Annotated in this window: 11 protein-coding genes; 9 read left to right on the forward strand and 2 right to left on the reverse strand. The window is 60.7% G+C overall.

The window, feature by feature from the left end; genetic code table 11:
* The 8 genes from AC1DT3_RS03895 to AC1DT3_RS03930 all read left to right on the forward strand — a co-directional run.
* A partial coding sequence (locus AC1DT3_RS03895; protein ID WP_477463932.1) for a gamma-glutamyltransferase occupies positions 1-487 on the forward strand: 487 nt, incomplete at its 5' end.
* A gap of 63 nt (positions 488-550) precedes the next feature.
* Positions 551-1,615, forward strand: coding sequence for a dTDP-glucose 4,6-dehydratase (gene rfbB, locus AC1DT3_RS03900; protein WP_477463933.1), 1,065 nt, complete (start codon positions 551-553; stop codon positions 1,613-1,615).
* Positions 1,616-1,672: 57 nt separating this feature from the next.
* Entirely contained in the window at positions 1,673-2,230 is a 558-nt protein-coding gene (gene rfbC / locus AC1DT3_RS03905; protein WP_477463934.1) for a dTDP-4-dehydrorhamnose 3,5-epimerase, read from the forward strand.
* Between the two features lie 11 nt (positions 2,231-2,241).
* Positions 2,242-3,144, forward strand: a complete 903-nt coding sequence (gene rfbD / locus AC1DT3_RS03910; protein WP_477463935.1) for a dTDP-4-dehydrorhamnose reductase — start codon at positions 2,242-2,244, stop codon at positions 3,142-3,144.
* Positions 3,141-4,007: a glucose-1-phosphate thymidylyltransferase RfbA gene (rfbA, locus tag AC1DT3_RS03915; protein ID WP_477463936.1), complete on the forward strand. Its 867-nt coding sequence runs from the start codon at positions 3,141-3,143 to the stop codon at positions 4,005-4,007. The genes rfbD and rfbA overlap by 4 nt, the downstream gene beginning before the upstream one ends.
* A 104-nt stretch (positions 4,008-4,111) precedes the next feature.
* Complete coding sequence (locus tag AC1DT3_RS03920) at positions 4,112-5,296, forward strand: O-succinylhomoserine sulfhydrylase (protein WP_477463937.1); 1,185 nt, start codon at positions 4,112-4,114, stop codon at positions 5,294-5,296.
* A 78-nt stretch (positions 5,297-5,374) separates the two neighbouring features.
* On the forward strand, positions 5,375-7,471 hold the full coding sequence (locus tag AC1DT3_RS03925) for an ATP-dependent helicase (RefSeq protein ID WP_477463938.1): 2,097 nt from the start codon (positions 5,375-5,377) through the stop codon (positions 7,469-7,471).
* Positions 7,472-7,682: 211 nt separating this feature from the next.
* A complete protein-coding gene (locus tag AC1DT3_RS03930; RefSeq protein WP_477463939.1) occupies positions 7,683-10,781 on the forward strand; it encodes a hypothetical protein in 3,099 nt (1,032 codons plus the stop codon).
* A gap of 96 nt (positions 10,782-10,877) precedes the next feature.
* On the opposite strand, the gene AC1DT3_RS03935 is transcribed toward AC1DT3_RS03930, so the two are convergent.
* Together AC1DT3_RS03935 and AC1DT3_RS03940 are read right to left on the reverse strand one after the other, a co-directional pair.
* Complete coding sequence (locus AC1DT3_RS03935; protein ID WP_477463940.1) at positions 10,878-11,348, reverse strand: methyltransferase family protein; 471 nt, start codon at positions 11,346-11,348, stop codon at positions 10,878-10,880.
* Between the two features lie 475 nt (positions 11,349-11,823).
* A complete protein-coding gene (locus tag AC1DT3_RS03940) occupies positions 11,824-12,267 on the reverse strand; it encodes a hypothetical protein (protein ID WP_477463941.1) in 444 nt (147 codons plus the stop codon).
* A 353-nt stretch (positions 12,268-12,620) separates the two neighbouring features.
* Between AC1DT3_RS03940 and AC1DT3_RS03945 the strand changes: the two genes are divergently transcribed.
* Complete coding sequence (locus AC1DT3_RS03945; RefSeq protein WP_477463942.1) at positions 12,621-13,022, forward strand: VOC family protein; 402 nt, start codon at positions 12,621-12,623, stop codon at positions 13,020-13,022.
* Positions 13,023-13,042: the final 20 nt, after the last annotated feature.

Below are 13,042 nucleotides of genomic sequence, written 5' to 3' on the forward strand. Positions count from 1 at the left end.
GGATGGTTTCGGTGCCCGCCTGATGACCAAGGGCGGCTTCCTGCTCAACAACGAGCTGACCGACTTCTCCTTTGCTCCGATCGAGGACGGAAAGCCGGTCGCCAATCGGGTCGAGGCCGGGAAGCGGCCGCGCAGTTCCATGGCTCCGACCATCGTCCTCGACGGAAACGACAAGCTTTACGCGGTGGTGGGTTCGCCGGGCGGCAGCCTGATCATCAACTATGTGGCCAAGACCCTGGTCGGCATCCTCGACTGGAAACTGGACCCCCAAGTGGCGGCCGATCTTCCCAATTTCGGCAGCCGGAACGGTCCGACCGAGCTGGAGGCGGGTACCGAGGCGGAAAGTTGGAAAGCGGGTCTCGAAGCCAAGGGTCATGAAGTGAAGCTGATCGATCAGAATTCCGGCATTCACGCCATCGTCGTAACCCCGAATGGCCTGATCGGTGGCGCCGACAGCCGACGCGAAGGGGTTGCAATCGGCAATTGAGGCGTTCATTAGAAATGGGCCGCTTGCACGGCTATCCAGGTGACGCATCAAGGGAAATGCCAGGTGACGACGAAGCGATTTCTGGTTACGGGCGGCGCAGGCTTCATCGGCTCCGCCGTCGCACGTATGCTTGTGCGTGATACGTCCCATGACGTTTTGGTCGTCGATAAGCTGACCTATGCCGGCAATCTCGATTCCCTGAAGCCGGTCGCCAACAATCCGCGCTATCGTTTCGAACAAGCGGACGTGACCGACCTGGAACGCATGCGTTCTGTCATCGCCGCCTACGAGCCCGATGTGGTGATGCATCTCGCAGCGGAGAGCCATGTCGATCGTTCCATCGATGGTCCCGGCGAATTCATCCATACGAACGTCGTCGGAACCTACGCCCTTCTTCAGGCGACGCTTGAATATTGGCGCGGACTTCAGCAAGACCGCCAAAACGCGTTTCGATTTCATCACATTTCGACCGACGAGGTTTTCGGCTCCCTCGGCTCGGATGGCTTCTTCCACGAAACCTATCCCTATCAGCCGACCTCGCCGTATTCGGCTTCGAAGGCTGCTTCGGATCATTTCGTACGTGCCTGGAACCATACCTATGGCCTTCCGACCGTGGTCACGAACTGCTCCAACAATTACGGGCCGTATCATTTTCCAGAGAAGCTGATCCCGCTGATCGTGCTCAATGCTTTGGAAGGCAAGCCATTGCCGGTCTACGGCGCGGGCGAGAACGTACGCGACTGGCTCTACGTCGACGATCACGCGAGGGCGCTCATTCTCGTGGCGGAACGCGGTGTTCCCGGCGAGACATATGCGATCGGCGGGCACAACGAACGCCGCAATATCGATGTCGTTCGCACAATTTGCCAACTGGTCGACGAGCTGGCGCCCAACGCCAAGATTGGACCGCGCGAGTCTCTGATCGCCTTCGTCAGCGACCGGCCGGGCCACGACCTTCGCTACGCCATCGACGCTTCTAAAATCGAGCGCGAGCTTGGTTGGCGTCCCGCAGAAACATTTGAAACGGGTTTGCGCAAGACGGTCGAATGGTATCTCGCCAATCCGGATTGGTGGCAACGTGTCCGCTCCGGCGTCTACCGCGGCGAGAGGCTCGGCGTCGTCGCCTAAAATCTCCCATATGATAAGCGATGCTTTCGTCAGCCGTCGCGAAGAAAGGTTCCTGACGTGATTGAAGTCGAGTCGACCGCCATTCCCGAGGTCAAGATCATTCGCACGCAGGCGTTCGGTGATTCACGCGGCTTCTTCACTGAAACTTACAACCGCAAGGATTTTGTCGAAGCCGGGATCGGCGACACGTTCGTGCAGGACAACTTTTCCCTATCTGCCGAAATCGGAACCGTACGTGGATTGCACTTTCAATCGGCGCCTTTCGAGGCCTCGAAGCTGATCCGGGTTGGACGCGGACGCATCCTTGATGTTGCCGTCGATTTGCGTCGCTCCTCACCGACCTACGGTCGTCACGTGGCTGTCGAGCTCTCCGCCGAGAACCGGTTGCAGTTGCTCATCCCCGTCGGCTTCGCGCACGGTTTCTGTACGCTCGAGCCGAACGCTGAGGTCCATTACAAGGTGTCGGCCCATTATGCGCCGAGCCATGATCACGGCGTCGCGTGGGACGATCCGGCGCTCGGGATCGATTGGCCGGTCGAGACTGGGCGGGCCGTCCTTTCGGACAAGGACAAGAAGCATCCGCTCTTCGCCGATCTTCCTGCCTATTTTTCGTGATGTCCGCCCCCATGCGCATTTTAGTCACTGGAACCGAAGGACAGGTCGCCCGTTCGATGCGCGAACGAGCAGCCTTTCACAATGTCACTGTGGTTCCCGTCGGACGCCCCACGATCGATCTCGCCTCTCCCTCGGGACTTGAAGATATTCTGGTGGAATTGCGCGGCGACGTGCTCGTGAACGCCGCAGCTTTCACCGCCGTCGACCAGGCCGAGGCGGAGCCCGAGCTCGCCGAAGCCAWCAACGGCATCGGCGCCGGCGCACTCGCGGGCGCCGCGGCGGCGATGGGCATTCCGATCGTTCAGCTCTCCACCGATTACGTCTTCGACGGAACGCTCGATCGTCCCTATCGCGAGGATGATCCGGTGACCCCGCTCGGCGTCTATGGCACCTCGAAACTATTGGGCGAGCAGGCGGTGGCGGACGAAACGCCCAACCACGTCATTCTCCGCACCGCGTGGGTCTACAGTCCGTTCGGCAAGAATTTCGTCAAGACGATGCTGCGCCTTGCGCAAAGTCGCGACGAACTCGGTGTCGTCGGCGACCAACGCGGCGGACCGACGAGCGCGCTCGATCTCGCTGACGGAATTATCGCCATCGCGCGCAACCTCGTCGCTCATCCCAAGGAAGCCGACATGCGAGGTGTTTTTCACCTCACCGGAACGGGAACCGCATCCTGGGCGCAGTTTGCTTCCGCGATCTTCGAATGTTCGGCGTTGTTCGGTGGACCGACGGCACGCGTCAGGCCGATCGCGACGGCGGAGTATCCGACGCCTGCGAAACGGCCGGCCAATTCCGTGCTCGATTGCACGAAGGTGGCGACTATTCATGGGGTGGCGCTGCCGTCTTGGCGCATGTCCCTCGAACCTTGCGTCAAACGCATTCTTGAAGACACCCGGGAGAGCGGATCGTGAAGGGTATCATTCTCGCCGGCGGTTCCGGCACCAGGCTGCACCCGATGACATATGTCACGTCGAAGCAGCTGCTGCCGATCTACGACAAACCGATGATCTACTACCCGCTGACCACGCTGATGCTGGCCGGTGTCCGCGATATCCTGATCATCTCGACGCCCGAGGACATGCCGAAGTTCCAGCAATTGCTCGGTGACGGGAAGCGCTGGGGACTGCGCCTGTCATACGCCGTGCAGGCGAAGCCCGAAGGCTTGGCGCAAGCATATATCATCGGCGCGGATTTCGTGCGTGGCGGGCCATCTGTTCTGATCCTCGGCGACAACGTGTTCTTTGGACATGGATTGCCGGAATTGATGCAAGCTGCAGGCGGTCGATCGCAGGGCGCCAGCGTCTTCGCCTATCACGTCACCGACCCGGAGCGGTATGGCGTGGTTGCATTCGATGAAAGGGACACCGCCATCTCGATCGAAGAGAAGCCGAAGACACCGAAATCCAATTGGGCGGTGACCGGTCTCTACTTTTACGACGAACAAGTCGTCGATATCGCCGCCAACCTGAAGCCATCGCCAAGGGGCGAACTCGAAATTACTGACGTCAATCGCGCGTATCTCGAAAGCGGTCAGCTATTCGTTCAGCGGATGGGTCGCGGTTTTGCTTGGCTCGACACAGGCACGCCCGATAGCCTCGTCGAGGCTGCGGAGTTCGTCCGTACGCTGGAAAAGCGCCAAGGTTTCAAGATTGCGTCTCCCGAGGAGATCGCATTCAACCTCGGCTGGATCGATAAGGCGCAATTGATCGATCTGGGCAAGGAATTGGCCAAGAGCAGCTATGGCCAATACCTCCTGCGGGTCGCGGAATCTTAAAAAGCGTGGCGGCCGCGGGAGCGTAACGGGATAGCAAAATATTGCGCGTGCGGCCGCATTAAAAAACTATTGTTCTTTTTATAGAACGCTAGTAAATCAGATTCATGACCGCCCGATCATCCTACCAGCTCGAAACCCGCCTGATTCACGATGGCATTCTCCGCACGCCGTTCGGGGAAACATCGGAAGCGCTCTTCCTGACGCAAGGCTTCATCTACGAAACCGCGGAGAGTGCCGAATCCCGGTTTCGCAATGAGGAACCCGGCTTCAGCTACACGCGGTATTCCAACCCGACCATCGCCATGTTCGAAGATCGCATGGCCTCTTTCGAAGGTGCGGAAGCTGCACGGGCGACGGCGACGGGTATGGCAGCCGTGACGGCGGCCATGGTGAGTCAGGTCAAAGCCGGGGACCATGTGGTGGCCGCGCGGGCGCTGTTCGGTTCCTGCCGCTGGGTGGTGGAGGATTTTCTGCCGCGCTTCGGCGTGACGTGCACGCTGGTCGACGGGACGAAGATCGACGAGTGGCGCGAGGCGGTGCGGCCGGAGACCAAGGCCTTCTTGCTTGAATCGCCCGCCAATCCAAGTCTCGAGATCATCGACATCGCCGCCGTCGCCGAAATCGCTCATGCCGCAGGTGCGACGCTGACCGTCGACAACGTGTTCGCCACCCCCCTGCTGCAGAAGCCGCTGGAGCTCGGCGCCGACTGTGTCGTTTACTCGGCGACCAAGCACATCGACGGCCAAGGGCGATGTCTCGGCGGGGTCATTCTGTCGACGACGAAATTCATCGAAGAGATCATCCAACCATTCCTGCGCATGACCGGCCCGTCGATCTCGCCCTTCAACGCCTGGGTGCTTTTGAAGGGGCTCGAAACCCTGCCGTTGCGCGTGGAACGCCAGACCCGGACGGCGGGGTTTCTCGCCGATGCGCTCAGTCCGCACGAGAAGCTCAACCGCCTCGTCTATCCCGGCCGCCCCGACCATCCGCAGGCAAACCTCATTGCCCGCCAGATGAAGGGCGGGTCGACGATGATCGCCCTCGACGTGAAGGACGGCAAGGACGGCGCCTTCCGCTTCATGAACGCGCTCGAGCTGGTCCGGATCTCCAACAATCTCGGCGATGCCAAGAGCCTCGTCACACATCCCTCGACAACGACCCACCAGCGCTTCGCGCCGGAGCTTCGCGCGGAAATGGGAATTCCAGACGGACTTGTACGTCTCTCGGTGGGCCTCGAACATCAAGACGATCTTCTCGCCGATATCGAGCAAGCGCTGAAGGCCGTCTGAGGCCGCCACGCCTTCGCGTCAAGGCGATAGATCACGCTACGGCAAAAATGTGAACAAAACAGGAAACGTCGTCCTATAATGGGCCGCCACCTGGATGATTCGACTGTGCACGCCGCTTATCTCGAAAAGCTCAATCCGGAACAAAGACGTGCCGTCGAGTACGGTATCGCCGACAGGGACACGACACCCGCGCGTCCACTGCTGATCATTGCCGGCGCCGGATCGGGTAAGACCAACACCCTTGCGCATCGTGTCGCGCACCTGATCGCCAACGGCGCCGACCCGCGTCGCATCATGCTTTTGACATTCTCTCGACGTGCATCGGCCGAGATGAATCGCCGGGTCGAACGGATCTGCTCACAAGTCATGGGCTCCGATGGGCGCGTCATGGCCGATGCACTCGCTTGGGCCGGCACCTTTCACGGCATCGGCGCGCGCTTGCTGCGCGACTACGCGCTTCAGATCGGGCTCGATCCGGATTTCACCATTCACGACCGCGAGGACACCGCCGACCTCATGAATCTGGTGCGGCACGATCTCGGCTACTCGAAAACCGAGACGCGGTTCCCGACCAAAGGGACGTGCGTTTCGATCTACTCCCGCTGCGTGAACGCCGAGGTGCCGCTGGAGGACGTATTGCGGACGTCGTTTCCCTGGTGTGCCGGATGGAGCACAGAACTGCGCACTTTGTTCGCGGCTTTCGTGGTTGCGAAACAACGTCAGAACGTCCTCGATTACGACGATCTTCTTCTCTACTGGGCGCAGGTCGCCGGCGAACCTGCGCTCGCCGCGGATATGGCCGCACGGTTCGATCATATTCTCGTCGACGAATATCAAGATACCAATCGGCTGCAATCCTCCATTCTCTCATCATTGAAACCGACCGGGCACGGCCTCACGGTCGTTGGCGACGACGCGCAATCGATTTATTCCTTTCGCGCCGCGACGATCCGCAACATCCTGGAATTCCCGGACCGGTTTGCGCCTTCGGCGGAGGTGATAACCCTCGACCGAAACTATCGTTCGAGTCAGCCCATTCTCGCCGCGGCCAATGGCGTCATCGAATGCGCCGCCGAACGCTTCACCAAGAATCTCTGGACCGATCGCGAAGCCGGCGAGAAGCCGTCTCTGGTGAACCTGCGTGACGAGAACGATCAGGCCCGTTATGTGGTCGAGCGCGTCCTCGAAAACCGCGAAGCCGGAACGGCCCTCAAGCAGCAGGCAGTGTTGTTCAGAACGTCGCACCACAGCGGGCCGCTCGAAGTGGAGTTGTCGCGTCGCAACATCCCATACGTGAAATTCGGCGGTCTCAAGTTTCTCGACGCGGCTCATGTGAAGGATGTCCTTGCGGTCCTTCGCTTCGTGCACAATCCCCGCGACCGGATGGCGGGCTTTCGCATCATGCAACTCATGCCGGGGATCGGACCTTCATCCGCGCAACGTGCGCTCGATCATATTGCCGCCTCGAACGATCCGATTGCGGCGCTGAGCACGGCGCCACCGCCGCAACGAGGCACGGAGGCATGGTCCGAATTCGTCGCGATGATCGCGCATGTTCACGCGGCTCGCGACGGTTGGCCTACGGAACTCGATCGCGTGCGCACCTGGTACGAGCCACACCTCGAACGCATCCACGAAGATGCCTCAACGCGTCTCGCCGATCTCATTCAGCTCGAACAAATCGCGGCGGGCTATCCAACGCGCGAACGCTTCCTCACCGAACTCACACTCGACCCGCCGGATGCGACGAGCGACCAGGCGGGCGTGCCGCTGCTCGATGAGGATTATCTGATCCTGTCGACCATCCATTCCGCCARAGGGCAGGAATGGCGATCGGTCTTCGTTCTCAACGTCGTCGATGGCTGCATTCCATCCGATCTCGGCACCGGCACAAGTGCCGAAATCGAAGAGGAACGCAGGCTTCTCTATGTTGCCATGACGCGCGCCAAGGACGATCTGCATCTGATCGTTCCCCATCGCTTCTTCACGCACCAGCAGGCTTCGACCGGCGACCGTCACGTCTACGCTTCGCGCACGCGCTTCATCCCGAAATCGCTCTTGCCCCTGTTCGGCCAATCGTCGTGGCCGATCGCGACCGCGCAAAGCGCGGCGACTGTGGCAAAACCAAGCGTGAAGTTCGATGTCGGGGCACGAATGAGGGGAATGTGGGGTTGAGGCGATTGCAACGCGCGTCTGCCGACGGATCAGCCCGTCGCGCGCGAGCATGCCACGAGAGACCGACGACCCGTCTGTTCCCCGGAGCCAGATGTGATGCGTGCCAACTTGTCACAAAACTAAAGCTGAAATTCAGCGTGAGCGAGCTTTCCCTTACGTAAGCACAATGCTACCAGCAGTCCCGGAATAAAAGCCGTACCAGGGGGCATAGGTGGCATTCAGAACTATAACTTTCGACCCGTCGCAGATTACCGATAGCGATGCGAGTGATGGGATCGTCGAGGTCGGCGGGCTCAGAATCAAGGTAACGGCGCCAGGTGCGTGGACCCTGAACTTCAACAATGGTCGGCTCAATTTCTCCGAAGACGCTGCTTTCGCCGGCAGTCAGTTCAAAATCGAAGTGACGAGCGTCACCGGAGGACAGCTCAAGTACAACAACTTTACGATCAACTATCAATCGGATCCGCTCGTTGTCGACGGATGGGCACCGTATCTGCTACTCGACAACATGACGGTCAGTGATACGGACCTGAGCGGAAACTACGCGTCGCACGGCAGCTTCAATTTCAATTATCAGACCGGCTTCCCCGGCATGTCGTCCAGCGTCATCACCACACTGGTGGTCACCGACAACGCCGCGTCCGGTTCATCCCAAAATCCGTTCTCGTCGTTCTGGATCGATGATCTCGTCGTCGACACGGATTATGCGCCGCTCGATTTAGCACCGCCGGTCGTCTCCTCGATCGTACGATCGGGGACGAGCGCTCCGACCAATTCCACATCGCTCACCTACACGGTGACATTCAGCGAGATGGTAACAGGCGTTTCCGCCAACGATTTCGCCATCGCCACCACCGGCACGGCGGCGGGAACCGTTGCGAGCGTCACCGACTCGGGCGACGGAAAAACCTTTGTCGTCGTCATCGATACCGTGTCCGGTGTTGGCACGATCACATTGAACCTGAAGAGCTCAGGAACAGGAATCGCCGACCTCGCAGGMAACGCGATTTCCGGCGGGTACTCCAACGGGGAAGCCTTCGAAATCGATCAGGCCGCCCCAACAACGACCATCGTGTCCGGTCCCGCCGCGCTGACCGGAAGCACCGCCGCGACCTTCACGTTCGGCTCCGACGAGCTCGGAATCACCTACGAGTACAGCCTCGACGGCGCCACCTACACGCCCGCTTCTGGCACGGCCCTGTTCAACAACCTCAGTGCGGGGAATCACACACTGCTCGTCCGCGCCATCGATTCGGCAGGGAACGTCGACCTGACGCCGGCCAGTCACACCTGGACGATCGACATAGTCGCGCCTGCCGTCACCGCGGTCACCGTTCCGGCGAATGGCACCTACGGCGTCGGCCAAAACCTGACATTCACCGTTCACGTTCAGGAGGCTGTCAGCGTATCGACAACGGACGGCGCGCCGTCCCTGGCGCTGACGATCGGCGGGACGACGCGATATGCCACCTACGTTTCCGGTAGCGGTTCGGATGCGCTGACCTTCACCTACACTGTGCAACAGGGCGATGAAGACACCGACGGTATTGCGATCGGCGGCCTTCAGCTCAACGGCAGCACCGTCAAGGACACAGCCGGCAACGATCTGTCGTTGTCCCTCAACGCCGTCGGCTCGACCGTCGGCGTCCTTGTCGGCGCGCCGGTCTCGACAACGACCGTCGATGGCGTCCCAGTCGAGACCACCACAACCACAAACCCGGACGGCAGCCAGTCACAGACGACCGTTGTTYCCGTCGTGACCGACAACCGTCAGGATGTCGCGGGTTCGCAGGACGTGGCCGATATTCCGTTGGTTACGTCCGGATCGGGCAGCCCCCTGCTTGCAGTGCAGGTACCCACCGGGATCGGACTCGAGGCAACCGGTTCGGCCGCGCCTTCCCCCGTCACGGCTTCGCTCAGCGATCTGATACGGGAGATCCAGGCCCACACGGCGCCCGGGTCAGCAGACCAGGACCGGCTCGTCTCGGGTGGAACCGGCTTTGCGCTCAACCTCCCGGCATCAAGCGCACTCATCGTACAGACCATTACTCCCGTTGCTGCCCCCGGCGCCCTTCCGGGAGCGCCGCTGGTCATCTCAGGCTCGGCGGATGCGAGCGCCGCCTTCGTGGCGCTGGTCATCGATGCGCGAGGATTGCCATCGGGCTCCGAAATCCAGCTCCAGAACGTAGATTTTGCGGTGGTGGTCGGCAGTGCGACCATCAGCGGTGGATCGGGATCTCAGATCCTCTTCGCGGACGACAACGCTCAGCACATCGTGTTAGGCGCCGACGACGACACGCTGCATGGCGGTGGCGGCGATGACTATGTCGGCTCGCAGGAAGGCAACGACTGGCTCTACGGCGATGACGGCAACGACACCGTCGTCGGAGGTGTCGGGGACGATCACCTGTTCGGCGGTACAGGGGCGGATACGCTGCGCGGCGATTCCGGCAACGACGTGCTCGACGGCGGAACAGGCGCAGACACGATGACCGGCGGCACCGGCAACGATACGTATCTGTTCGATGGAACCGACAGGATCGTCGAGACGAAGGGCGAGGGAATCGATACCGTAATCAGTTCTGTCCACGCCGAGCTGACGCATCTCTCCGCTCACGTTGAAAACCTCACCCTGGTCGGACCCGACGCCATTTACGGCTACGGCAATGCGCTGAACAACACGATCCGTGCGGGATCCGCGGGTGGTGTGTTGCTCGGGCACGGCGGCAACGATTCTCTCTATGGCTCCGCCTTGCGCGACCGCCTCCACGGCGAGACCGGAAACGACAAGCTCTACGGCCATGCCGGCGACGACTACCTGTGTGGGAACCAAGGCAACGACACGATTGCCGGCGGTGCGGGCAACGACCTGATCAAGGGAGATTCGGGCAACGATCGACTCTCCGGCGACGCCGGCCGCGATACGATCTATGGCGGTGCAGGAAAAGACGTGATCCGGGGCGGAGATGGAATCGACCGGCTGTATGGACAGTCCGGCGCAGACACATTCGTTTTCGACACCAAGCTGTCGAAGTCGAATGTCGATCGCATCATGGATTTCAACRTCGACGTCGACACCATCAACCTCGCCAAATCGGTGTTCAAGGCGGTGGCGGCGAAAGGTGAACTGGGCGAGAGCGCATTCTGGACGGGCACCGCCGCCCATGATGCGGACGACCGCATTATCTACAATGCCGACAGCGGCAACCTCTACTACGACGGAGACGGCGCCGGCGGAGCCGCGCAGGTGAAGTTCGCGACCATCGGCAAGCACCTCGCCTTGACGAGCAAGGACTTCTTCATCGTCTAGTCGAATACGTCGGCTCGCCTCGCATGCGGGGCGAGCCGCTCCTCCCCGCGCAGAGATTGTCGCCGCGAGACAGGCGACACATCAGAGCAACATCCGTTACAGCCATCGCCGTACGCGCAAACGATAGCCTCTGTAGGCATCGCCGAATTTGCGCGCGAGATATGCCTCTTCGCGGGCGACGACGCCGTAGCGAATGACGAGCGCGAAGGGCACCAGCATCACCGCCAGCCACACGTTGTCGAAAGCGATGGTCAAGGCGATCAGGCCCAGGAACATGCCCAGGTAGATGGGATTGCGCGTGAGGCGGTAGGGGCCGCTTTCGACGATCGTCGTCGTCGGCATGTTGGTGGGAACGTTGGAGCCGGCCCTGGAGATCGTAACGATGGCCCAGGCGACCAACCCTAGCGCGACGACGAACACCACCGCTCCGAGCCATCCTGCCGGCAAGACGGAGGGTGGAAACGGCAACGGCCAGAGCCAGTTGATTGCAAACCCGGCAACGACGGCAAGCCCCCATGCAAGCGGCGGACGAACAACGACACGAGCGGTATCTGCTCTGTCATCCATGCGAATCCGTCCTAGGGCCTCGCAATAGCGCAGCCCACCAGAGGTCCTATCGTTGCCTTGATCGTCGACGCTCCCTCAGCGCCTGCCTGCGCGATTGACGGGACCACCACGATTCATGGGTGTACCGGGGCGAACGCCAACCCCCACAGCACCCACGCCCGGAGTCGCCACAGCACGCGCCACGGGGGCGACCGGACGCGAGACACAACCTTTCGGCACCCCGACCGTCTTGCAATAGATGATAGCGTTCGCTGGCGTTGCGGTCACGAAGGTAAGGGCGAGTGCCGCTACCGCCAACCCGGCATATGATAAGGATACGATGCGAGACATTGTATTCCTCCGTTGCGCGCCCGAATTTGCCGTTGGGCGCTGATTTGACTTGTTTGCCGCAATTTCTGCAGCCGGCCCGTAGATAGCGATCGTGGAGGTCAGCGATGTTTCGACGACCCTGATGGTGCCGCCAACGCGTTCCATCTCAACGCAGGCTGATGTCCACACCGCTCACGCTCGTGCTCAGTTCCAATCCGATGTTGCGGCCGCTCAGCTCGAGCACGACGCCCCTCGCGTTTTGCAGACGGAGCATCGATACGCCGCCACCAAGTGCTGCCCCCGCACCGGCCGCGGTATAGGTGCCGGCGATGTCCGAGGCACGGACTAGGTTGCGGGCGTGTCCAGACAGTTCGGCCTTCGAAGCTCCGATCGTCGCACCAACGCTCAAGCCGCCGATCCGCAGCGGGTAGCGCCGCCCCTGGAAAACGAGTGTCCCTCGGCCACCACCGACGCCGACGATAAATCCGGCTTTTACGATCTCGATGTGAACCGTCCCGGTTGCAGCCCATGCCGGCGCCGCCGACATCGGAGCCAGCGCGATCGCAAGGGCCATCGCTATAGGGACAGCGAATTTTCGGAACATGAGCATGGACACCTCCGTTTGGTGTGGGCCCACCGCATCATGCGCTCACTCACGACAGTTTGCTACCGTGGCGCGAACCGAGCATCCCAAAAGACCTCGAAAGTTCGCCCTCGCCGGCGTCGGTTCCACCATATCCATGCCAATTGCAGCCAGGCGGCACGAAGCGTAGCGCTTAATCTCACAGGAGGGCTGCCGCTGCCTCAGCGGGTGGTGATGTCGGGCGGCAAGTCCATCATTGCAAATTCGGCGAGGCGAGCGCCTGAACGATCATCTGCATTCAGACCAAGAGCGGCGCTGACGGACGCGCCAACGATCCGGGCAATTGTGAAACCTTCGGGCCGCATGCTAAAAAATCAACGATGCGCCAATCTATTGTACATATAGCCCTCGTCGTTCGCGACTACGATGAAGCGCTTTCCTACTTCACGGAGAAGCTCCAGTTCACTGTTGTTGAAGACTCTTATCAGCCCGCTCAGGACAAGCGCTGGGTCGTTGTCGCCCCGCCAGGATCGCGCGGCACTTCGATTTTGCTCGCTCGCGCATCGACGCCGGAACAGACTCCATTCATCGGCAACCAGGCAGGTGGACGCGTATTCCTGTTTTTGGAAACAGACGATTTTGAGCGTGACTATCGACGGATGTGCGATGTCGGGGTTACGTTCATCCGCGCACCAAAAATCGAAACGTACGGAACCGTCGCGGTCTTCGAGGACCTGTACGGAAATCGATGGGACCTCGTTCAATTTTCAAACAAGGGATAGACTTAATCCTTGATCACAGG

The sequence above is a fragment of the Microvirga sp. P4_G7 genome (assembly GCF_056401005.1).

Coding starts and splice junctions, on each gene's coding strand:
- AC1DT3_RS03945 (WP_477463942.1), top strand. CDS start 12,621: ATGCGCCAATCTATTGTACATATAGCCCTCGTCGTTCGCGACTACGAT.
- AC1DT3_RS03920 (WP_477463937.1), top strand. CDS start 4,112: ATGACCGCCCGATCATCCTACCAGCTCGAAACCCGCCTGATTCACGAT.
- AC1DT3_RS03935 (WP_477463940.1), bottom strand. CDS start 11,348: ATGGATGACAGAGCAGATACCGCTCGTGTCGTTGTTCGTCCGCCGCTT.
- AC1DT3_RS03940 (WP_477463941.1), bottom strand. CDS start 12,267: ATGCTCATGTTCCGAAAATTCGCTGTCCCTATAGCGATGGCCCTTGCG.